The following is a 20,161-nucleotide window of genomic DNA, read 5'->3' as shown; positions in this document are numbered from 1 at the left end:
ACAGTCGGCGGGTGCGTACCGCTTCGCAGATCCTCGCCGACTCCGCCGTGATCGCCGTCGTGGGCGCGTCCCGCGACCCGTTGAAGGCCGCGCACCGCGTGCCGTTGCAGATGCAGCAGCACGGCTGGCGCATCATCCCGGTCAACCCGACAGTCGACGAACTGTTCGGGGAACGGGCGTACAAGACCCTCGCCGACATCCCGCACCCCGTTGACCTGGTGGACGTGTTCCGGCCGGCGGCCGACGCCGTGCAGGTGGTCCGGGACGCGGCGGCGATCGGCGCTCCGGCGGTCTGGCTGCAACTGGGCATCGTCTCGGCCGAGGCGCGGCGGATCGCCGAGAAGGCCGGCATGGACTACGTCGAAGACCGCTGCCTCATCGTCGAACGCGCCGCCGCCAACCTGACCCGCTTGGCCTAACGCGAACTCCGTCCCGCCCCGCCGATCATGCAGTTGTGGTGCCAGGTTGGGGGGCCTTTGCCGCTTCTATTCCGCACCACGACTCCTTGATCGACGAGGTTGGGGTGAGTGCGGGAGGGCTGGTGGGGTGAGGGCGGGTCACCGGCCTGGGCGCGGGTCAGAGCTTGTATTCCTTCAGCAGGCCACGGCTGATGATTGTCTTCTGGATCTCCGAGGTGCCCTCGCCGATGAGCAGGAACGGGGCCTCCCGCATCAGCCGCTCGATCTCGTACTCCTTGGAGTAGCCGTAGCCGCCGTGGATGCGGAACGCCTCCTGGACGACCTCGGCGCAGTATTCGGAGGCGAGCAGCTTGGCCATCCCGGCCTCGACGTCGTTGCGTTGGCCGGCGTCCTTGAGGCGGGCGGCGTTGACCATGAGGGCGTGCGCGGCCTCGATCTTGGTGCCCATCTCGGCGAGCTTGAACGCGATCGCCTGGTGCTTGGCGAGCGGCTGGCCGAAGGTCTTGCGCTGCTGGGCGTACGCGACGGCCAACTCGAAGGCGCGGATGGAGATGCCGCAGGCGCGGGCGGCCACGTTGACCCGGCCCACCTCGATGCCGTCCATCATCTGATAGAAGCCGCGGCCCACCTGGTCGGCGCCGCCGAGGATCGCGGAGTCGGGCACCGTCACCCCGTCGAGCACCATCTCGGTGGTCTCGACGCCCTTGTAGCCCATCTTCTCGATCTTGCCGGGGATGGTGAGGCCGGGGGCGGTCTCGCCGAAGCCCGGCTCCTTCTCCAGCAGGAAGGTGCTCATGTTGCCGTACACCGAGTCGGCGCCGGTGTCGGTCTTGACGAGGGTGGCCACCACCGAGGAGTACGCCCCGTTGGTCAGCCACATCTTCTGTCCGTTGAGCACGTAGTTGTCGCCCTCCCGGACGGCCCTGGACCCGATCGCCGCGACGTCCGAACCGCAACCCGGTTCTGACATCGAGAACGCGCCGCGCACCTCGCCGGTGGCCATCTTCGGCAGCAGGCGGGCCTGCTGCTCGGCGGAGCCGTGCTGGGAGATCAGGTACGCCACGATGAAGTGGGTGTTGACGATGCCGGAGATCGACATCCAGCCCCGGGACAACTGCTCCACGACGAGCGCATAGGTGAGCAGCGACTCGCCGAGCCCACCATGCTCCTCCGCGATGGTGAGGCCGAACAGCCCCATCTCGCGCATGCCGTCGAGGATGTCGGTGGGGTACTCGTCGGCGTGCTCCAGCCGCTGGGCGTGCGGGATGATCTCCTTGTCGGCGAAGTCCCGAACGGTCTCCAGGATCGACTGCTGCACATCGGTCAGGCCGGGCGTCTGGGCGAGTCGAGCCATCTCAGCCTCCGGGGATCCGCGCACTACTCGTGGGTAACTGAACGCTGGGTCAGTATCGGTCGCGCGGGCCGACGAGGCCAAGGTGACCAGTCCACACAACCACTGTGAAAAGGTTCACCGCTACGGGTAGCGTCCGGCAAGAGGGACTTTTCCGGCACCGGCAGGAGGAGGACAGCGCGTGAGCCACCCGCCGCCGTCGGGACCACCATCAGACGAGCAACCGCCGTCACCCTACGAGCCACCCCGGGACCAGTCACCCTACGCGCCGCCGCCGGCCGGCCAGTCACCGTACGGGCCGCCAGCGGACGAGCCATCGCCGTACGGGCAGCAGGGGCCGCACCAGTCGGGGCACTGGAGTCAGCAGCCGCCGTATCCCCCGCAGGGCCCCTACGCCCAGTACGGCCCGCCGACCGGACCGGGTCGAGGCACAAATGTGCTGGCGATCCTGTCGCTCATCTTCGCCTTCGTCTTTCCGCCGGCCGGCGCCGTGCTCGGGCACCTGGCGAAGCGGCAGATCCGCACCAGCGGCGAGGAGGGCGACCAGCTCGCCACCTGGGGGCTGATCCTCGGGTACGTGTTCACCGGGCTCACCGTGCTGGCCTGCTGTGGCTGGCTGGCTCTGGTGGCCTTCGGCAACACCGGCGACAGCGGCGGCTACTGATCCGCCGCGCCGGTCACCGGAACCGGGCCTCGCGGACGCTGTTACCGCCGTCCACCACGAGCATCTGACCGGTGATGTACGAGGCGGCCGGCGAGCAGAGGAAGCTGATCGCGGCGGCGACCTCGTCCGGGGTGCCCGGTCGACCGACCGGTGTGCCCAGCCCCTGCTTGATCTCGGCCACGGTGGACGCGGCGGTGTGGATGGTGCCGGGCGCCACCGCGTTGACAGTCACCCCGTCCGCGATCATCTCCATGGCCAGCGCCCGGGTCAGCCCGACGACCCCGGCCTTCGCCGCCGCGTACGCGGCCTCGGTGGGTAGGGCGTTGACCGGGCCCGCCGTGGCCGCCAGGTTGACGATCCGACCCCAGCCCCGCTCGGCCATCCCACCGATGAACGCCCGGCTGCACAGAAACGCGGTGGACAGGTTGCGGTCGATCTCGCCGCGCCACTCGTCGTAGCTCAGCTGCGCGACCGGCCGCAACACCCCCTGACTGGCCCGACTGGCGAGGCCGGCGTTGTTGACGAGCACCTCGACGTCGCCCAGTTGCTCGGCGACCGCGTCGGCAAGCGCGCCGACCTCGGACTCGTCGGTCAGGTCCGCGACGAAGCCGGTCACCCCCAGCTCACCGGCCCGCTCGTGGATGCGCCGGGTGGTGGAGACGACGGCCACCCGCGCGCCCAGGTCGGCGAGCCGCCGGGCGGTGGCGTACCCGATGCCGTCCGGGCTGCCCGCCCCGGTCACCAGGGCGACCCGCCCGTCGAGGCGCATGGTCACCGGGTCGGCGAGCGCGACCGGCTCGTCCGGACCCGGGCTGCCCGCCGGCGTGGCCGCGCGGGCCCGCCGGGCCCCGCCCGGGCGGCTGACGTCCCGTCTGGGTCGGCTGCCGGAACGGTCCGCGGCGCGCGCGTCGAATGCCATGCCAGGATCCTGCCCGTTAGGACCGGTCCGAGCAACGCGGCACCCGGTGGTGGGGGCGTCGGGTTTGGGCTGTGCTGACTACCCTGACAGCGCAAACCGACCTGACGAAGAGAGTTCGCATGACCACTCCCCCGCCGCCCGGAAACTGGTCCGATCCCACCTGGTCGGCTCAGCCGTCGAGCCCCGCACCGGACCCGACTCTCGTGGCGGGTCATCCGGTGCCCGCCCAACCCGGCCCCGTCGACCCGTACGCGCCGGTCGACCCGTACGCCGGAGGGCAACCGCCGGTGGGCCAGCCGATGCCCGGTTACGCCCAGCCCGGTTACGCCCAGCCCGGCTACCCGCAACCCGGTTACCCGCCGCAGTACCCCGGCTACGGCTACCCACCGCAGAAGACGAACGGGATGGCGATCGCCGCGCTGGTGCTCGCGCTTGTCGGCTTCGCGTCCTGCATCACCGCTCCGGTCGGCGCGATCCTCGGGCACGTGGCGCAGAAACAGATCCTGCTCAGCGGCGAAGGCGGTGCGGGGATGGCGAAGGCCGCCATCATCATCGGCTGGATCCTCACCGGGCTGCTCGGGCTGCTGCTCGCCTTCTACGCCGTCGCGATCATCATCGCGATCACCACGGGCAACAGCAGCTCCTGACCGACGCGCGAGGTCGGCGTACCGCCGGTCGGCGGGCTGGGACGACGGCCGGCGGCGGTCGTCCCAGCCCGACCGGTCAGCCGGCCGGTGGGGTGAACGACGAGGTACGACTCATCCCGGCGGCCCGACCCTTGGCGGCGATCACCAGCGCCATCTTGCGGGACGCCTCGTCGATCATCTCGTCGCCGAGCATCACCGCGCCCAGCTTGCCGCCGGCCTCCGACGTGTAGTGCTCGTACGCGTCGAGGATCAACTCGGCGTGGTCGTAGTCGGCCTGCGCCGGCTGGTAGACCTCGTTCGCCGCGTCGATCTGGCCGGGGTGCAGCACCCACTTGCCGTCGAAGCCCAGCGCCGCCGAGCGCTTGGCCACCTCGCGGAACCCGTCGACGTCCCGGATCTGCAGGAAGGGGCCGTCGATGGCCTGCTTGTCGTGCATCCGGGCGGCCATCAGGATCCGCATCAGGATGTAGTGGTACGGGTCGCCGGGGTAGTCCGGGATCAGGCCGCCGACCACCATCGACCTCATGTTGATCGACGCCATGAAGTCGGCCGGGCCGAAGATGATGGTCTCCACCCGCGGCGAGGCGGCGGCGATCGCGTCCACGTTGACCAGACCTGCGGCGTTCTCGATCTGCGCCTCGATGCCGATCCGGCCGACCTCCAGGCCGAGCGTCTTCTCGATCTGGGTGAGCAGCAGGTCCAGCCAGTGCACCTGCTCGGCGGTCTGGACCTTCGGCAGCATCACGCAGTCCAGGTTCGCGCCGGCGCCCTCGACCACCTCGATGACGTCCCGGTAGGTCCACGGCGTGGTCAGGTCGTTGACCCGTACCACCCGGGTCTTGCCGGCCCAGTCGCCCTCGTTGAGCGCGGCCACGATGTTCTTGCGCGCGTCCGGCTTGGCCAGCGGCGCGACGGCGTCCTCCAGGTCCAGGAAGACCTGGTCGGCCGGCAGCCCTTGCGCCTTGCCGAGCATCTTCACGCTGGAACCGGGCACGGCGAGGCACGACCGGCGGGGACGACCGACTGCGGCCATTGATGCGCTCCTTCCAGCGTCCGGCGGACATGCCGACGCCACCTGACTGCGACGAAAACTTAACGATCCCAAAGGGCGTGGTGACGCCACGGTAACCTCGCGCCATGACCGGGGTGAATGGACCTGTGGAAGATCTCACTGGGCGTCGACTGGTGGTGGTGACCGGGGCCAGCTCCGGCATCGGCCTGGCAGCCGCCGTGCAACTGGCCTGCCGAGGGGACCGGGTGGCGCTGGTCGGGCGGGACCCGGCACGCCTACAGGCCGCGGCCGAACGGGTACGGGAGACCTCGGGCGAGCGCCCGGAGCTGTTCCGGGCCGACTTCGCGATCCTCGACGACGTACGCCGACTGGCCGAGCAGCTCCGGGCCGCGTACGACCGGATCGACGTGCTCGCCAACAACGCCGGCGCTATCGCGTTGCAACCCCTGAGCACCGTCGACGGCTTCGAGATGTCGATCCAGGCCAACCACCTGGCCCCGTTCCTGCTCACCAACCTGCTCGCCGACCGGCTGGGCCGGATCGTGGTGACCGCCTCCGGCGCGCACCGCTTCGGCACCCTCGACCCCGACGACCTGAACGCCCCGCTGCGCGGCTACCGCCCGCTGGGCGCGTACGGCACCAGCAAGCAGGCGAACATCCTGTTCACCGCCGAGGCGGCGCGGCGCTGGCCGGACATTCCCGCGTACAGCTTCCACCCCGGGGTGGTGCGCACCCGGTTCGCGAACGACAGCAGGCTTGTGGCGTTCGGCATGCGGGTCGTGCCGTTCCGCAGCCCGGAGAAGGCCGCCGAGACCCTTGTGTGGCTGGCGAACCAGGAGCGCTCCCGGCTGATAAACGGCGGCTACTACGTGGACCGTCGGCCGCGCCGGCCCCGCCGCAAGGCGGCCGATCCGCAACTCGCCGCCCGGCTCTGGGCGGCGAGCGCCAAGGCCGTCGGGCTCGACAGCTAGGGCGGGCCGGCATGCTGACACTTGTCGCGATCGTCGAGTTCGCCGTCGGGGCCGAGGGGGCCGGGCAGCGCTACGAGGACGCGGTGCTGGCCCTGCTCGGGCGGCACGGCGGCCACCTGGACCGGAGGCTGCGGGGCACCGACGGGCGAACCGAGGTGCACGTGATCCGCTTCGACGACCGGGGCGGCTACGAGTCGTTCCTCGTCGACCCGGAGCGGATGGCCATGCGGAGCGCCCTCGGCGACTCCGCGCCGACCACCCGGGTCATCGAGGTGCAGGAGGTCCAGAACCCCCCGCAGGCCGGCCAGCTCTTATGAAGCAGACCCTAGGCCCGAGCCCGTCGCCGGTCGCGCCAGCGGTGCAGCATCGACAGCACGGGCCGGGCGACGAGCACGACCACTACTAGCCCCACCGCGAGCGCCCAGAACGGCGGCGGCCCGTAGTGGGGACGGCCGGACTCGCGTACCGCCCCGCTGATCGCGAGGTCGGCGGCGACCGACAGGTCGGTGATGCCCTCCGGGGTCCGGAAGAGCACGTCCGGCGCGGCGGCCCCCCGACGTAGCACCACGAGTTCCACAGCCTGCGTGCCGACCTCGTGATACGGCCCCCAGGCGATGTCGTGCTCCTCCGGGAGATCCTCCGCCGTCGGACCCGGCACGCCGACCAACGCCACAGCCTCGTCCGGCGAGCGCCAGCCGAGCAGTTGCACGAACGAGCGGGAGCGCAGCGGCGGGAACGCCGCCGCTGCCAACGGGGCACCATCGACAGTCGACCGGACGGTCAGTGTCCAGGTGCGCCGGTAGGACGGCACCGGGCAGTCGGTGCAGGTGGACCGGCCGAGGACGGCCACCGAACGGCCGTCCGGCAGCCAGGACCCGGCCCCGGCGAGCCGCCCACCCAGCAGCGGCAGCTTCCGGTACGGCTCGGCGACCTGATCCGCGCCCGCGTCGTCCACCCGGGTCAGCCAGACCTCGTCGCGGACCTGGAGGGCGAGGTCGCCGCCGTCCGGCGACAGCGCGGCCGTGCGCCCCGGCGGGATCCAGCCGGTGCCGACCCGCACCCGCAGCACGTCCGATCCGCGCTCCCGGTCGTAGACCCCCACGTACGGGGTGTGGTAGGTGTTCGGGGCCGTGAACGTGGTGTCGTCGGTGGCGTAGACCAGGCGTTTCCCGTCCGGCGCGAAGGCGAGCGGGTAGCCGTCCGGGCGGTCTCGAAGGGTCCGACCGGACGTCAGGTCGAGCAGCGACGCGCCCACCCAGGCGTACCGGCCGTCCGGGGAGAGCAGCGCCTCGAAACCCGCGACGGCCGGATCGCCGTCGAACACCCGGTAGCGGTCGTCGGCGGCGGCCACCACACCCACCCGGGTTTCGAACCAGTTGGTGCGCACAGCGGGACCGCCGAAGAGCATCGCCGCCGCGCCCGGCGCCGAGTAGCCGATCGAGGCGGTCCGCAGCGGCGGGTCGACGAGCCTGGTGGGCAGGCCCGCCCGCTCGTGACGCGGGCCGGCGGGCAGCGGCAGGGTCACCGGGTGCAGCGCGTACCCGGTGCCGAGGAGAAGGACCAGGACGGCGAGGGTGCCGGCGACGACGGCCCGGCGACGACGGTGCCGGGTCCGCGCCGCGTCGAAGAGCCCGTCCGGTACGCGCGCGGCCGGCACGTCGGCGGCGAGGCGGTGCAGCGCCTCGGAGAGTCGGGCGGTCATCGGGAGGTCACCTCCTGCGGGCTCTGACCGACGAGTTCGGCCAACTCGGGGGCGAGCACCCGCAGCCGGCCCAGGGCGTGCCGGGTCTGGCTCTTCACGGTGCCGACCCGGCAGCCGAGCAGCGCGGCCGTCTCGGTCTCGGTGCGGTCCTCGTAGTAACGCAACACGAGAACCGCACGCTGCCGCACGGTGAGCCGGGCCAACGCTGTCCACAGCACCAGGCGGACGTCGGCGTCGTCACCCGGATGGGGTAGTTCCGGCACCACCCCGTCCAGCCGCTCCGGTGGGCGGGCCCGTCGCCAACGCCACCAACTGGCCGCCTGGGTGCAGAGCACCCGACGCAGGTAGGCGTGCGGCTCCGCGACCCGCTCCCAGCGCACCGCGACCCGGGCCAGGGCAACCTGGACGAGGTCCTCGGCGTGGTGCCGGTCACCTGTCAACAGGTACGCGAGCCGGGTCAGCCCGGCGGTCTCGGCCCGGACGAAGTCGGCGAAGCCGTCCCGGGTGCGGTCCTCAGTCGTCAACGGATCGCCCTCCTCGCCGGGATAGACGCCGGGCGGACCTGCTGCGGAGGGAACCAGGCGGCGAATGTGTTCCTCGCCGACGGGGAACAGGGCACGTTGGGCGCCACTTCCGGCGACTCCGCGCCGACCACCCGGGTCATCGAGGTGCGGGACGTGCCTTCTACCTCTACTTCATCATCCTCAACCCGCGAGAACAAGACTTGATCTTGGCTTAGCCGAGGGTCAGGGTGAGTAGGTGAATTTCGATGCGATGGCCACCGCGCGACGGGCCCTCTGGATCGGCGGCGGGCAGTGGGCCGGCAAGTCCACAGTCGCCGTCAACCTGGCGCTGCGGCACGGACTGACCGCGTACCTCTACGACCGGCACGACGCCCGCGGCCACGACGACCGGCGCGTGGCCGACCGCGTCCGGCGTGGTGAGCCGCCTGCCGGTCCCGACCCGGACGCCACCTGGGTGCACACCGATCCGGCGCGGATGGCGGCTGAGACACTTGCCGGCTTTCCCCGTCGCTTCGAATGGGTGCTCGACGACCTCAGCGCCCTGGTCTCCGGCCGGCGGGTGGTGGCCGAGGGGTGGGGGCTGCGACCAGAACTTGTCGCGCCGCTCGTGGAGTCGGTACGGCAGATGGTGGTGCTGGTGCCAACCCCCGGGTTTCGCGCCGACCAGCTCAGTCGGCTGCCCCGGGCCAACGCCCCGGTGGCCGGGGTCAGCGATCCGAGTCGTGCGAACCGGCACCGGTGGGAACGCGACGAGTTGGTGGCGGCGGACGCGGTCGTGCAGGCCGAGCGACTCGCGGTCCGGGTGATCCGGGTCGACGGCAGCCTGGACGGGGAAGGACTTACCGACCTGGTGGCCGAGCACTTCGCCGCGTACCTCTGAATCTCCTTCAGGACAGTGGCGTCGGATCGGCGGGCAGGGCGGTGGGTGCGGTTGCCCGGCGGCCGGCGCGAGCACCGCCGAGCACCACCACCGCCACCCCGACCAGCAGCAGCGCCATCCCGACAAGCGCGTACGGGCGGGGCAACTGTCCCAGCCAGGCCCAGCCGAGCAGGGCCGCGCCGGGGGCTTCCAGCAGGATCAGCACGCTCACCGTGGTCGCCGAGATCTTCTGCAGGGCGTAGTTGAACATCGAGTGCCCGAGCAACTGCGCGCCGGCCACCAGGGCCAGGATGGCCAGCCAGGTGCGCCCGTCGAACCCGGTCAGCCGTACCCCGCCGACCAGGCACAGGGCCAGCAGGATCAGCGCGCAGATCCCATAGCAGATGGTGGTGTAGGTGGTGGTGCTGATGCTGGCACGGGCCCGTTCGCCGAAGGCGGTGTAGACGGCGGCGAACATGGCCCCGACCAGCGCCAGCACGTCGCCGAGGACGGCCCGACCGGAGACTCCCACGTCCACCCCGGTGGCGATCGCCGCACCGCCGACCGCCACCGCGATGCCGATCCACACCACCCGGGGCAACCGCCGCCCCTGGGCGCGGGCGATCAGCCCCTGCCAGACCGGTTGGGTGGCGACCAGGGCGGTGGACGTGGCGACGGTGGTGAGCTGGGCGCTCGGCACCCAGGTCGCGAAGTGCCCGGCGAGCGCGACCCCGGACAGCACGCAGAACAGACCCTCCCGGCGCCCCGCCCCGACGGTCAGCCGGCGGAACTCGGCGCGGCGTCGGGCCAGCGCGAACGGGCTCAGCACGGCCACCGCGAGCAGGTTGCGCCAGAACGCGATGGCCAGCGCGGGGGCCGCCGCGTACGCGATAAGCGGCGCGGACGACGACACGGCGACCACGGCCAGCCCGACCGCGCCGGTCGTCAGTGGATCCACTGTCGGTCGGGATGAAGGTGGGGGCACGGGACGTAATCCTCACACGTATGACGGTCAGCACGGAGGGTCATCACTCCGTTACGATCACGCGGTTCCGCGCCGGCGACCCCCGACCGCCCGGAGGCGTTCCCCCATGCCCAGCTACCAGGCGGTGCTGTTCGACTTCTTCGGCACCCTGACCCGCCCGGTGCAGCGCGGTGTCGCGCACCTCGGCACCGCCGAGCTGCTCGGCTGCCACACCGATGCGCTCACCGAGGTGCTGAACCGCACCTACTACGAACGGGCCACCGGCCGGCTCGGCAACGCCGAGGCGACCCTGCGGTGGGTATGCGCCCAGGTCGGCGTACACCCCACTGACCACGCGGTGCGGGCGGCGGTGGCGTCCCGGCACCGGGCGGTCCGCGCGGACACCTGGCTGCGGGCCGAGGCCGTGCCGGTGCTGGCGGCCCTGCGCCAACGCGGCCTGCGCACCGGCGTGATCAGCGACTGTACGCACGAGCTCCCTGCCTTCCTGCCCCAACTCGCGGTCGCCCCACTGCTCGACGTGCGGGTCTTCTCGGTGCAGGTAGGACGGTGCAAGCCGGATCCGGTGCTCTACCTGACCGCCTGTCAGCGGCTCGGGCTCACGCCGGCCGACTGCCTCTACGTCGGTGACGGCGGCAGCCAGGAGCTGACCGGCGCCGAGCGGGCCGGGATGACCGCCGTCCGACTCGCCGCCCCGGATCTGGCCACACACATGGTGTTCAACGCCGACCTGGACTGGCAGGGTCCCACGCTCGGCGCACTGGGTGAGGTGCTCACCCTCGTCGACGTGGTGGGCGTCGGCGGCCGGGCCGGTTGACCCGAGCAGCGGCGGCGGTCCGGTCGCGGCGGGCCGTCGCGGCCGGCGTTGATCGAGGCGCGGTCGCGGAAGACCGGCAGCGGACCGCGGGGATCGAGGCGCGGTCGCGGTCAGCGCCGGCGGACCCGGTGCAGGCGGAACGGCTTGCGGGTGGCCCGCACCGCCGGGGTGGCCCGGGGTGGCTCGGCCTGCGCGTCGGCGGGCAGCTCCGCGCCGGCCAGCGGCGTACCCGCCGGGGTGAGTCGGTTCACCGCACACCCGTCGGCCGCCCAGCGGGCCACCAGGTCGGCGGTCGGACCCGGCGCGTTGAGGCGCTTCGCCGCCACCAGCGGCGCGGCGGTGTCCCACGCCTCGGTGCCCGGCCGCACCCGGCTCACCCGGGCCGGCCAGGTGACGATCCGACCACCATGATCACCGCGCAGGGTGACCTGCGCCTCGGTCGCGTCGGCCAGACCCGGCGCGGCCTGCTCGCCCGGCCCGGAGACCACGAGCAGCGCACCCTCGAGCGGGGCGCACCAGAGGGCGAGCGACGGCCCACCGGCCACGCTGACCCAGGCCACCGCGGCCTTCTTCATCGCCTCGTCGACAAGCGGTGTGCCCCCGGGGGCGTTCTCGTCCGTCACACCCGCATCCTCCCGCATCGGCATCGCCGCTCAACCCACGAAGGGCGGAACGGTGATCTCGCCCCGGGCCACCGGCATCACCTGACCGGCGACCGTCGCCCCGACCGCCACCCCGTCCGCCGCGGTGACAGTGCAGGCCAGCGCGGACGGGCGGTTGATCTCCACGCCCTGACGCACCGCGTACCGGGACAGCCCGGCACCGGGCAGCAGCCCGGTCGCCACCAGCCAGACCCCGAGGCCGAGCGCCGCCGAGCCGGTCGCCGGGTCCTCCGGGACACCCAGCCCCGGCACGAACACCCGCGCGTGCGCGGTTTGCGCGGCGGCATCCCAGGAGAAGACGCTGACGTGCGACACCCCGTACCGCTGCGCCGCCGCCGCGTCCACCCGCGCACGGGCCACCGACTCCGCGCGCACCGGCAGGTACGGGAACTCCAGCCCGCAGCCCGCGACGCGGGGAGCCGGCCCGACGTGGTCGGCAGCGGTCAACCCGGCGATCTCCAGCAACGGCTCCGGGTCCAACTCCGGCCCGAGGGTCGGCGTGCCACCGGTCAACGTCGCCCCGGTCGCTGTCACCTCGACCGGCAGCACCCCGGCTCCGCACTCCTGGGTGACCTGCCCCACACCGAACATCCCTCGTCGGCTCGCGGTGACCGCCGCGCCGACGCTCGGGTGCCCGGCGAACGGCAACTCCTCGGCCGGCGTGAAGATCCTCGCCCGGTAGGTGGCACCGACCTGGGTCGGCGGCAGCACGAAAACCGTCTCGGAAAGGTTGAACTCAAGCGCGAGCGCCTGCATCTGCTCGGTGGCCAGCGCCTCCGCGCCGAACACCACGGCCAGCGGGTTGCCGGCGAACGGGCGGTCGGTGAAGACGTCCACGATCTCGTAGGCCAAGGTCGACATGTTGATAAACACTAGGCGCTTAGGCTGGTGCGCGTGAGCACGCCGACCCGGGTCTACATCGCCCGTCTCGCCGGAGTCGCCGTCTTCGACCCGAACGGCGACCAGGTGGGGCGGGTTCGCGACGCCGTGGCCCGGCTACGGGCGACCAAACGACCTCCGGAGGTGGTGGGGCTCGTCGCCGAGATGCCGATGCGTCGCCGGATCTTCCTGTCCATCAACCGGATCACCTCCATCGACGCGGACGCGGTGGTGCTCGGCTCCGGCACCCTCAACCTGCGCCGCTTCGAGAAGCGCCCGAACGAGCTGCTGGTCCTCCAGGAGTTGCTCGATCGGCGGGTGCAGCTCGACCCGGGCGGCCAGCCCGGCGCGGTGGTGGACGTCGCGATGGAGTGCAGCCGGGGCGACGAGTGGTCGCTGACCCGGGTCGCCGTACGCGAGCAGACCGGGCGACTCAGCCGCCGCGGCCACCTGCACCAGGTCGAGTGGGACCGGGTGCGCGGGCTCAGCGGCATCGCCGACAACCGGGGTACGGCGAATCTGCTCGCCGTCCTGGAGGACATGCGCCCCGCCGACCTGGCCAACGCGCTTCAGGACCTGCCCGACACACGGCGCAACGAGGTAGCGGCCGCGCTCGACGACGAGCGGCTGGCCGACGTGCTCAGCGAACTGCCGGAGCACGACCAGGTGGAGATCCTCGCCGCACTGGACCGGGAACGGGCCGCGGACGTCCTTGAGGAGATGGACCCGGACGACGCGGCCGACCTGCTCAACGAGCTACCCCCACCGGAGCAGGACGTGCTGCTGGACCTGATGGAACCGGACGAGGCCGACCCGGTGCGTCAGCTGCTGAAGTACACGCCGGGCACGGCGGGCAGTGTGATGACGTCGGAGCCGGTCATCCTCCCGCCGGACGCCACGGTCGCCGAGGCGCTGGCCCGGATCCGGGAGCCGCAGCTCTCCCCCGCCGTCGCCGCGCAGGTCTTCGTCACCCGGGCACCGCAGAACACCCCGACCGGCCGCTACCTGGGCATGGTGCACTTCCAGGCGCTGCTGCGCGAACCGCCGGCCGACCTGCTGGGCAAGGTGGTGGTCAACGACATCGACCCGTTGCGCCCCACCACACCGCTGCCGGAGATCACCCGTCGGATGGCGACCTACGACCTGGTCGCCATGCCGGTGATCGACCGGAACAACCGGCTGGTCGGTGCCGTGACGGTGGACGACGTGCTGGACCACTCGCTACCCCGGGACTGGCGGGACCGCGACGCCCTGACCGCCCCGGGCACCACCGACACCGTGCTGGACGGCGTGGATGGCTGAGCAGCGGCGGACCGAACGGCTGGACCAGCCGCGCGAACCCCGGGGCATCAAGCTGCCCCGGTTCGACGCGGAGGCGTTCGGCAGGTGGTCCGAGGGCATCGCCCGGGGCATGGGCACCGCGAACTTCATCGTCGTCATGACTGTGGTGATCGCGATCTGGTTCGCCTGGAACACGTTGGCCCCGGTGGACCTGCGCTTCGACCCGTACACCTTCACGTTCCTGACCCTGGTGCTGTCGTTGCAGGCCAGCTACGCCGCACCGCTGATCCTGCTGGCCCAGAACCGGCAGGCCGACCGGGACCGGTTGGCGTTGGAGGAGGACCGGCGGCGAGCCACCGCGCAGAAGGCGGACACCGAGTACCTGGCCCGGGAGATCGCCGCACTGCGGATCGCGATGGGCGAGGTGGCCACCCGTGACTTCCTCCGCTCGGAACTGGCCCGGCTGGCCGAGGAGCTGGACGAGGTGGGGCAGCGCCGGCAACGGTTGGAGCGCCGCCAGCAGGAGCGACGCGGGCAGCGGCCGACCGACGGCGGCGGCCTGGACGAGCCGCGCGACGACCTGGACGGCGACGTCGCCCCCGACCCCCGGCCGGACGGCACCGGGCCGCGCCGGTCGGAGAGCTGATCCGTGGGTCATCGATTGGCTCACACCGCCCCGGGCAGCAGCGGCAGCGGATGCCCCGCGACGTAGCATTGCGGGCATGTCAGCACCCGTGAGCACCGTCGAGGACGCGATCCAGGCCGCCCTGGCCACCGTCAACGACCCGGAGATCCGCCGGCCCATCACCGAGCTGGGCATGGTCCGCTCCGCCACGATCGCTGCCAACGGCGTCGTACGCGTCGAGCTGCTGCTCACCGTCGCCGGCTGCCCGCTCAAGGACAAACTGCGTACGGACATCACGAGCGCGGTCGCCGCGGTGCCCGGCGTGACCGGCGTGGAGATCGACTTCGGGGTGATGACCCCGGAGCAGCGGCAGTCGTTGCAGTCGCAGCTGCGCGGTGGGGGTGCCACCGAGGAGCCGGTCATCCCGTTCGCGCAGCCCGGCTCGCGCACCCGGGTGTACGCGGTGGCCAGCGGCAAGGGTGGCGTCGGCAAGTCCAGCGTGACTGTCAACCTGGCGGCGGCGCTGGCCGCCCGTGGGCTCTCCGTCGGCGTTGTCGACGCTGACATCTACGGCCACTCGGTGCCCCGGATGCTCGGCGCGGACGGCCGTCCCACCCGGGTCGAAGACATGATCATGCCGCCGCAGTCGCACGGCGTGAAGGTGATCTCGATCGGCATGTTCACCTCCGGCAACGCCGCGGTGGTGTGGCGCGGCCCGATGCTGCACCGGGCGTTGCAGCAGTTCCTGGCCGACGTCTACTGGGGCGACCTGGACGTGCTCCTGCTCGACCTGCCTCCGGGCACGGGTGACGTGGCCATCTCACTTGCCCAACTGCTGCCCAACTCGGAGATCCTGCTGGTCACCACCCCGCAGACGGCAGCCGCCGAGGTGGCCGAGCGGGCCGGCGCGATCGCCCTGCAGACCCACCAGCGGGTCGTCGGCGTCATCGAGAACATGTCCTGGCTGGAGTTGCCGGACGGATCCCGGATGGAGATCTTCGGTGCCGGGGGTGGCACGGCCGTCGCCGAGTCGCTGAGCCGGACCATCGGCGCCCAGGTGCCGCTGCTCGGTCAGATCCCGCTTGACACCCGGGTCCGCGAGGCCGGCGACGCGGGCAACCCGATAGTGCTGGCCGAGCCGGAGTCGCCGGCCGCGCAGGCCCTCGGCGCGGTCGCCGACCGGCTCGCGCTGCGCCGTGAGTCGCTGCTCGGCAAGCCGCTCGGTCTCAAGCCCGCCGGCCGCTGACCTCGACGCACACCGCCAGCCCGTCGGCCGCCCATCGGCCGACGGGCTGAGTCGTCTCGTGGTCGACTCGACTTTGAGGATGTCGGGGTATTCCACCCCGACGGAGAGGCCGACTTCCCGAAATCCGAGTTGATCACCGTCGGGCTGAGGCTCAGGCGGTGCGGAGCGGGTCCGTCAGGTGGCGTCGTCGTAGCTGGCGCGGGGAGCCGGCGCCGACGGGCTGCCGGTGGCCGTGCTGGGCCGGGAGCCGCCCGAGCGCACGTCCGCGGCGCTGGCCACGTCCTTCAGGTCGTCGTGCACGCTGCCGACGTCGGCGCGGAGGTTGTCGTAGACGCCCTGCAACGGCTTGCGGATCGCCGCCTCGTCCTCCTCGCTGAGGAGGTGCTTGCGGATGAAGGCCTTCGGGTGCAGGTCCTCCAGCTGGATGTCGGTGCCCAGCTCACGACTCAGGTCGCCGGTGGCGTTACGGGCCATGTTGCGCAGGTTGCGCACCAGCCGCAGGCCGTCGTTGATGACCGCGGGCAGCCGATCACCGAAGATCAGCAGCGCCAGGAGCAGCAGCGCCCCGATCTCCCACCAGTTCAGGTTCTCGAACATCCCGCTGGCCTCCTCTCCGCCTCAGCAGCAAGACTACGCACGCCGGGCGGCGTTCGGGCAAGGGGTTGAACGGTGTTCACTTCGCGTCCGCGGCGAGTGTTACCGAGGTGTTCTGCCGGGCGGAGCCTCGTCGAAACTCGACGGACACCACCGAGCCCGGCGCGAACTTGCGGACCAGCGCGGTCAGGTCCGTCGGCTCGGTCATCGGCCGCCCGTTGATCTTGAGGATGACATCGCCGGCCTTCAGCCCGGCGCTGTCCGCCGGGCCGGAGGGCTCCACCTCCGCCAGCCGCAGACCACCCCCGGCGACCCCACTCGGGCCGTCCGCCCGGGCACCGATCACCGTACGCCGGGCCTTGCCGGTGCCGATGATGTCCTGGGTGACCCGCTTGGCCTGGTTGATCGGAATGGCGAAGGCGAGGCCGATGTTGCCCGCCTCCTGCCCCTCGGCGACAAGCGACTTGATTGTCGAGTTCACCCCGACCACCCGTCCGGCTCCGTCGACCAACGGCCCACCGGAGTTGCCGTGGTTGACTGCCGCGTCGGTCTGGATGGCCGCGTAGTACCGGATCGGGCCACCCGGCTCGCCGGCCTGCATCGTCCGGTCCAGGGCACTCACGATGCCGGCGGTGACCGTGTTGGCGAGCGACAGCGGCGAGCCGATGGCGAGCACCGGGTCACCGACGGCCAGGGCGTCGGAATCGCCGAACTCCACAGGTCGCAGTCCGCTCCGACTCACCTTGATCACCGCGATGTCCGACTCCGGATCCTGACCGACGATCGTCGCCGGCGCGGTGCTGCCGTCGTTGAAGACCACCGAGGCCTTGCCGGTGCCACCGGCCACCACGTGGTCGTTGGTGATCACGTGACCGTCGGCGGTGGCGATGAAGCCGGAGCCCTCGCTGGTCCCGCCGAGGCTGCTCACCCGGATGGTGACCACGCTGGGCAGGACCCGTTCGGCGACCCCGGCCAGCGACTCCGGCTTGCGTTGGGCAAGCGCGGGTGCCTCCGCTGGCGCACCGCCGAGCACCACCCCGGCAGCCCCGCCACGGACCGCGAACGCGTAGCCCAACGCCCCACCGAGGGTGCCGGCCAGCAACGCGGTGATCACGGGAATGAGCAACAGTTGGCGTAACGTCGGCCGACCCGGCGCGTCCGGATCGGTGACCGGCTCGGGCTCGGAGCCGACCGCCACCGCCCCCGGCACCACCACCGCTGTCGGTGCCGACGGGTCCCGCCAGGGATCGGCGAGCGCGTCGGACCACCAGGGCGACGCCCCGGCGGTGCCAGGTCCGCCGGCCACAGGCACCTGCCAACCCGGTGCCTGTGCCACCGGCGGGTACCCGGAACCCGGCACGCCAGCCGGCGACCCGAACGGCACGCCGCCCGGCGGCGGCCCAACAGCCGTACCTCCCGGCGGCGGCCCAACCGGCAGGCTGCCCGGCGGCGGCACGGCGGCCGCACCCCCCGGCGGTGGTTCGGCGGGCAGGCTGCCCGACGGCGGCGCAGCGGGCGTGCTGCCGGCCCCCGGCGTGGTGGGCGATCCCGCTGGCGGGGCCCCTGCCCCGGGCGGTCGCGCCGGAGCCGGAGTCTCACCGCCCCGGCGCCAGTCCCAGCCGTCGGTCACGTCGGTGCCTCCCAGTCGGTCCCCGGATCCCGCGCCGCGTCGCCCGGCCACGGGCCGGTCTGGTCGCGGCTGACGGGATGCCGCTTCCAGGATTGCACGGATGCCCGCGGTGGAGTCAGCGGTTGCCCCTGTGATCGCGTCAGACGGAGGCCCGACTGCGCCCCCTGGCGGTCGCCTCTACGCTCACAGTGCCAACCCGCCCCCGCACCACGCACCGCTCCCGGAGGTGCCCCATCGCCACGGTCGCCGGTACCGGCAGTTCGTCGGCCCAGGCCCAGCAGTTCGCCGAGTCTTACGTCACCGAGGATCTCGTCCTGCGCACCGCCCGTAGCCTGGCCCTGGAGGTGGGCCTCGACGCGGTCACCCCCGGCGCCGGAGCGGCGTTGCGGCTCCTGGCTGCCGCCGGCAACGCCCGCGCGGTGGTGGAGATCGGCACCGGCACCGGGGTGAGCGGGGTCTGGCTGCTGCGCGGCATGCGCGCCGACGGTGTGCTCACCACTATCGACGTGGAGGTGGAGCATCAGCGGATCGCCCGGCGGATCTTCGCCGAGGCGGGCTTCGCGGCCGGCCGTACGCGGATCATCACCGGTCGGGCGCTCGACGTGCTGCCCCGACTCGCCGACGGCGCGTACGACCTGGTCTTCGTGGACGCGGAGGCGACCGGCTTCCACGCCTGCGTGGAAGCCGCACTGCGGCTGTTGCGCCCGGGCGGTGTGCTCGCCCTCAACGGCGTGTTGGCGAGCGGCCGGATCGGTGACCCGGCCGCCCGGGACGCGGAGACGGTGACGGTCCGCGAGACGATCAAAGCCGTCCGGGAGTCGGAGCACTGGATCCCCGCCCTGCTTCCGGTCGGGCACGGTGTGCTCGCCGCGGTGAAGTGCTGATCCGGGTCAGTCGACGCTGGCCAGCCAGCGCAGCAACCACCGCACGCCCCAACCGGTGGCGCCGCGGCTGACCTCGGCCTGGTCGCCGTCCGCCCAGGACGGGGCCGACATGTCCAGGTGCAGCCAGCGGTCCCGTAGTTCGCCCGTGAACTCGCGCAGGTAGAGGGCGGCCAGCACCGATCCGGCCCCCTGGGTCGGCGCACTGTAGAGATCGGCGATGTCGCTGCCCAGGTACTCGACGTAGTCGTTGTGCAGCGGCATCCGCCAGGCCGACTCGCCGGCCGCCTCGGTAGCGGCCAGCACGTCAGCGGCCAGTTGGTCGTTCTCGCTGTACAGGGCGGCGGTGCGCTTGCCGAGCGCCACGGCGTTGGCGCCGGTGAGGGTGGCCAGGTCGAGCAGCAGATCCGGTTTGAGCTCCCGCACCGCGTACGCCAGGGCGTCGGCGAGGACCAGTCGACCCTCGGCGTCGGAGTTGGTCGTCTCGCTTGTCGTTCCGCCGTAGTGCCGGACGACGTCGCCGGGGCGGAACGCCGAGCCGCTCACCATGTTCTCGGCGAGCGGGGCGAGCGTGGTGATCCGGACCGGCAGCCGTAGCGCGGCGGCGCCGAGGGTGGCGGCGACGACAGCTGCCGCGCCGGCCATGTCCTTGCGCATCAGTTTCATCGCCGGCACCGGCTTGATCGAGATGCCGCCGGTGTCGAAGGTGATGCCCTTGCCGACAAGCACCACATGGGTACGCGCGTCGGCGGGGTGCCAGTCCAGCTCGACGAGTCGCGGGCCGCTGGCCGAGCCACCGCCCACGGCGAGGATTCCGCCGAAGCCCTCGGCGGCCAACTCGGCCGGGCCGCGGACCCGCAGTCGCAGGTCCGGCAGGTCGGCTGCGGCGGAGGCCACCTGGTCGGCGAACCACTGCGGGGTCTTCACCGAGGCGGGGGTGTTGGTCAGGTCACGGGCGAGATGGGTCATCGCCGCGGTGGTCCGGGCCGTGGCGACGACGGCCTCGAAGGTGGCCGGGTCGGCGAGCAGCAGGTCGACGTCGGTGAGCGTCGGCGCGTCACCGGCCTCGGTCAGCCGGTACCGGTACGAGGCGAGCAGCAGCCCCTCGGTCAACCCGCGCACAGCGGTCGGAGTCAGCTCGGCCGGCAGCGCGATGGTGATATGCGTCTCACTCGCGCCGGTGCTGCGGGCCAGGGCCGCGCCGGCCGTCCGCCAGGCCGCCTCGCCACCGTCGCCGATGCCGAGCAGCAGGAGCCGACCGGGGGTACGGCCGGGGCGCAACTGGGTGTGGATCTCGCCAGCTCGGCCGTCCAGCCGGGCCGCCGACGCCAGCGCGGCTGTCTCGTCGGCCGTGCCGTCCGGCGGGGCCGCAGCCGTCGACACCGGCTCGGCCGAGGCGTCACCTCCCGCCGCCGGATCGGCGGGACGGACAGGCAGGACGAGGACGTCGAGCCGGTCGGGCTCGGCGATCAGACGGATGGCGAGCACGCGGAACC

22 protein-coding genes are annotated in these 20,161 nt (G+C 72.4%); 11 read left to right on the top strand and 11 right to left on the bottom strand.

Annotated elements, in window-relative coordinates; all coding sequences use genetic code 11:
- Nucleotides 1-11: 11 nt before the first annotated feature.
- Nucleotides 12-419: a CoA-binding protein gene (locus AB0B86_RS05330; RefSeq protein WP_357411651.1), complete on the top strand. Its 408-nt coding sequence runs from the start codon at nucleotides 12-14 to the stop codon at nucleotides 417-419.
- Between the two features lie 157 nt (nucleotides 420-576).
- On the opposite strand, the gene AB0B86_RS05325 is transcribed toward AB0B86_RS05330, so the two are convergent.
- Nucleotides 577-1,773, bottom strand: coding sequence for an acyl-CoA dehydrogenase family protein (locus AB0B86_RS05325; protein WP_357411652.1), 1,197 nt, complete (start codon nucleotides 1,771-1,773; stop codon nucleotides 577-579).
- 178 nt (nucleotides 1,774-1,951) lie between these two features.
- On the opposite strand from AB0B86_RS05325, the gene AB0B86_RS05320 reads away from it, so the two are divergent.
- Nucleotides 1,952-2,434, top strand: coding sequence for a DUF4190 domain-containing protein (locus tag AB0B86_RS05320; RefSeq protein ID WP_357411653.1), 483 nt, complete (start codon nucleotides 1,952-1,954; stop codon nucleotides 2,432-2,434).
- 13 nt (nucleotides 2,435-2,447) lie between these two features.
- Here AB0B86_RS05320 and AB0B86_RS05315 read toward each other — a convergent pair whose 3' ends face one another.
- The gene (locus AB0B86_RS05315; RefSeq protein WP_357411654.1) at nucleotides 2,448-3,353 is read right to left on the bottom strand and encodes an SDR family NAD(P)-dependent oxidoreductase; all 906 of its coding nucleotides are present in this window, start codon (nucleotides 3,351-3,353) and stop codon (nucleotides 2,448-2,450) included.
- A 119-nt stretch (nucleotides 3,354-3,472) separates the two neighbouring features.
- Here AB0B86_RS05315 and AB0B86_RS05310 point away from each other — a divergent pair, with 119 nt between their 5' ends.
- Nucleotides 3,473-4,000: a DUF4190 domain-containing protein gene (locus AB0B86_RS05310; protein WP_357415483.1), complete on the top strand. Its 528-nt coding sequence runs from the start codon at nucleotides 3,473-3,475 to the stop codon at nucleotides 3,998-4,000.
- A gap of 76 nt (nucleotides 4,001-4,076) precedes the next feature.
- On the opposite strand, the gene AB0B86_RS05305 is transcribed toward AB0B86_RS05310, so the two are convergent.
- Complete coding sequence (locus tag AB0B86_RS05305; RefSeq protein ID WP_357411656.1) at nucleotides 4,077-5,033, bottom strand: CoA ester lyase; 957 nt, start codon at nucleotides 5,031-5,033, stop codon at nucleotides 4,077-4,079.
- Between the two features lie 125 nt (nucleotides 5,034-5,158).
- On the opposite strand from AB0B86_RS05305, the gene AB0B86_RS05300 reads away from it, so the two are divergent.
- Together AB0B86_RS05300 and AB0B86_RS05295 are read left to right on the top strand one after the other, a co-directional pair.
- On the top strand, nucleotides 5,159-5,983 hold the full coding sequence (locus tag AB0B86_RS05300; protein WP_357411692.1) for an SDR family NAD(P)-dependent oxidoreductase: 825 nt from the start codon (nucleotides 5,159-5,161) through the stop codon (nucleotides 5,981-5,983).
- A gap of 11 nt (nucleotides 5,984-5,994) precedes the next feature.
- Nucleotides 5,995-6,300, top strand: coding sequence for a hypothetical protein (locus tag AB0B86_RS05295; protein WP_357415479.1), 306 nt, complete (start codon nucleotides 5,995-5,997; stop codon nucleotides 6,298-6,300).
- 8 nt (nucleotides 6,301-6,308) lie between these two features.
- Here the strand turns inward: AB0B86_RS05295 and AB0B86_RS05290 are convergent, their stop codons facing one another.
- Both AB0B86_RS05290 and AB0B86_RS05285 read right to left on the bottom strand, forming a co-directional pair.
- Complete coding sequence (locus tag AB0B86_RS05290; RefSeq protein WP_357411658.1) at nucleotides 6,309-7,685, bottom strand: hypothetical protein; 1,377 nt, start codon at nucleotides 7,683-7,685, stop codon at nucleotides 6,309-6,311.
- Nucleotides 7,682-8,209: a SigE family RNA polymerase sigma factor gene (locus AB0B86_RS05285; RefSeq protein ID WP_357411659.1), complete on the bottom strand. Its 528-nt coding sequence runs from the start codon at nucleotides 8,207-8,209 to the stop codon at nucleotides 7,682-7,684. The genes AB0B86_RS05290 and AB0B86_RS05285 overlap by 4 nt, the downstream gene beginning before the upstream one ends.
- 235 nt (nucleotides 8,210-8,444) lie before the next feature.
- Here AB0B86_RS05285 and AB0B86_RS05280 point away from each other — a divergent pair, with 235 nt between their 5' ends.
- Nucleotides 8,445-9,089 carry a hypothetical protein gene (locus AB0B86_RS05280; protein WP_357415475.1) on the top strand — a complete coding sequence of 215 codons (645 nt, stop codon included), beginning with the start codon at nucleotides 8,445-8,447 and terminating at the stop codon, nucleotides 9,087-9,089.
- A gap of 7 nt (nucleotides 9,090-9,096) precedes the next feature.
- On the opposite strand, the gene AB0B86_RS05275 is transcribed toward AB0B86_RS05280, so the two are convergent.
- Entirely contained in the window at nucleotides 9,097-10,053 is a 957-nt protein-coding gene (locus AB0B86_RS05275; protein WP_357415472.1) for a DMT family transporter, read from the bottom strand.
- 106 nt (nucleotides 10,054-10,159) lie between these two features.
- On the opposite strand from AB0B86_RS05275, the gene AB0B86_RS05270 reads away from it, so the two are divergent.
- Nucleotides 10,160-10,867, top strand: a complete 708-nt coding sequence (locus tag AB0B86_RS05270; RefSeq protein ID WP_357411662.1) for an HAD family hydrolase — start codon at nucleotides 10,160-10,162, stop codon at nucleotides 10,865-10,867.
- 110 nt (nucleotides 10,868-10,977) lie between these two features.
- Here the strand turns inward: AB0B86_RS05270 and AB0B86_RS05265 are convergent, their stop codons facing one another.
- Together AB0B86_RS05265 and AB0B86_RS05260 are read right to left on the bottom strand one after the other, a co-directional pair.
- Nucleotides 10,978-11,508: a hypothetical protein gene (locus AB0B86_RS05265; RefSeq protein ID WP_357411663.1), complete on the bottom strand. Its 531-nt coding sequence runs from the start codon at nucleotides 11,506-11,508 to the stop codon at nucleotides 10,978-10,980.
- A 12-nt stretch (nucleotides 11,509-11,520) separates the two neighbouring features.
- Complete coding sequence (locus AB0B86_RS05260) at nucleotides 11,521-12,390, bottom strand: PhzF family phenazine biosynthesis protein (RefSeq protein WP_357415467.1); 870 nt, start codon at nucleotides 12,388-12,390, stop codon at nucleotides 11,521-11,523.
- Between the two features lie 33 nt (nucleotides 12,391-12,423).
- Here AB0B86_RS05260 and AB0B86_RS05255 point away from each other — a divergent pair, with 33 nt between their 5' ends.
- From AB0B86_RS05255 to AB0B86_RS05245, 3 genes are all read left to right on the top strand, one after another.
- On the top strand, nucleotides 12,424-13,710 hold the full coding sequence (locus AB0B86_RS05255) for a CBS domain-containing protein (RefSeq protein WP_357411665.1): 1,287 nt from the start codon (nucleotides 12,424-12,426) through the stop codon (nucleotides 13,708-13,710).
- Complete coding sequence (locus AB0B86_RS05250) at nucleotides 13,703-14,335, top strand: DUF1003 domain-containing protein (RefSeq protein WP_357415459.1); 633 nt, start codon at nucleotides 13,703-13,705, stop codon at nucleotides 14,333-14,335. The genes AB0B86_RS05255 and AB0B86_RS05250 overlap by 8 nt, the downstream gene beginning before the upstream one ends.
- Before the next feature lie 76 nt (nucleotides 14,336-14,411).
- Nucleotides 14,412-15,560 carry an Mrp/NBP35 family ATP-binding protein gene (locus tag AB0B86_RS05245; RefSeq protein WP_357411667.1) on the top strand — a complete coding sequence of 383 codons (1,149 nt, stop codon included), beginning with the start codon at nucleotides 14,412-14,414 and terminating at the stop codon, nucleotides 15,558-15,560.
- A 174-nt stretch (nucleotides 15,561-15,734) separates the two neighbouring features.
- Here AB0B86_RS05245 and AB0B86_RS05240 read toward each other — a convergent pair whose 3' ends face one another.
- Together AB0B86_RS05240 and AB0B86_RS05235 are read right to left on the bottom strand one after the other, a co-directional pair.
- A complete protein-coding gene (locus AB0B86_RS05240; RefSeq protein ID WP_357411668.1) occupies nucleotides 15,735-16,157 on the bottom strand; it encodes a preprotein translocase subunit TatB in 423 nt (140 codons plus the stop codon).
- A gap of 76 nt (nucleotides 16,158-16,233) precedes the next feature.
- Entirely contained in the window at nucleotides 16,234-17,490 is a 1,257-nt protein-coding gene (locus tag AB0B86_RS05235) for a trypsin-like peptidase domain-containing protein (RefSeq protein WP_357411669.1), read from the bottom strand.
- 527 nt (nucleotides 17,491-18,017) lie between these two features.
- Here AB0B86_RS05235 and AB0B86_RS05230 point away from each other — a divergent pair.
- Nucleotides 18,018-18,668 (top strand): O-methyltransferase, encoded by a 651-nt coding sequence (locus AB0B86_RS05230; protein ID WP_357411693.1) that lies wholly within the window; start codon nucleotides 18,018-18,020, stop codon nucleotides 18,666-18,668.
- 6 nt (nucleotides 18,669-18,674) lie between these two features.
- Here AB0B86_RS05230 and AB0B86_RS05225 read toward each other — a convergent pair whose 3' ends face one another.
- The gene (locus AB0B86_RS05225) at nucleotides 18,675-20,153 is read right to left on the bottom strand and encodes a leucyl aminopeptidase family protein (protein WP_357415449.1); all 1,479 of its coding nucleotides are present in this window, start codon (nucleotides 20,151-20,153) and stop codon (nucleotides 18,675-18,677) included.
- Nucleotides 20,154-20,161 lie beyond the last annotated feature (8 nt).

This window comes from Micromonospora sp. NPDC049047, assembly GCF_040649135.1.
Classification (GTDB): Bacteria; Actinomycetota; Actinomycetes; order Mycobacteriales; family Micromonosporaceae; genus Micromonospora.
This window is presented reverse-complemented; position numbering and strand designations above follow the sequence as displayed.

Bases quoted from the DNA above. Each gene is read 5' to 3' on its own strand.
- AB0B86_RS05295 (WP_357415479.1), top strand. From the start codon at position 5,995: ATGCTGACACTTGTCGCGATCGTCGAGTTCGCCGTCGGGGCCGAGGGG.
- AB0B86_RS05305 (WP_357411656.1), bottom strand. From the start codon at position 5,033: ATGGCCGCAGTCGGTCGTCCCCGCCGGTCGTGCCTCGCCGTGCCCGGT.
- AB0B86_RS05265 (WP_357411663.1), bottom strand. From the start codon at position 11,508: ATGCGGGAGGATGCGGGTGTGACGGACGAGAACGCCCCCGGGGGCACA.
- AB0B86_RS05310 (WP_357415483.1), top strand. From the start codon at position 3,473: ATGACCACTCCCCCGCCGCCCGGAAACTGGTCCGATCCCACCTGGTCG.
- AB0B86_RS05315 (WP_357411654.1), bottom strand. From the start codon at position 3,353: ATGGCATTCGACGCGCGCGCCGCGGACCGTTCCGGCAGCCGACCCAGA.
- AB0B86_RS05290 (WP_357411658.1), bottom strand. From the start codon at position 7,685: ATGACCGCCCGACTCTCCGAGGCGCTGCACCGCCTCGCCGCCGACGTG.
- AB0B86_RS05260 (WP_357415467.1), bottom strand. From the start codon at position 12,390: ATGTCGACCTTGGCCTACGAGATCGTGGACGTCTTCACCGACCGCCCG.
- AB0B86_RS05270 (WP_357411662.1), top strand. From the start codon at position 10,160: ATGCCCAGCTACCAGGCGGTGCTGTTCGACTTCTTCGGCACCCTGACC.
- AB0B86_RS05325 (WP_357411652.1), bottom strand. From the start codon at position 1,773: ATGGCTCGACTCGCCCAGACGCCCGGCCTGACCGATGTGCAGCAGTCG.
- AB0B86_RS05245 (WP_357411667.1), top strand. From the start codon at position 14,412: ATGTCAGCACCCGTGAGCACCGTCGAGGACGCGATCCAGGCCGCCCTG.
- AB0B86_RS05250 (WP_357415459.1), top strand. From the start codon at position 13,703: ATGGCTGAGCAGCGGCGGACCGAACGGCTGGACCAGCCGCGCGAACCC.
- AB0B86_RS05240 (WP_357411668.1), bottom strand. From the start codon at position 16,157: ATGTTCGAGAACCTGAACTGGTGGGAGATCGGGGCGCTGCTGCTCCTG.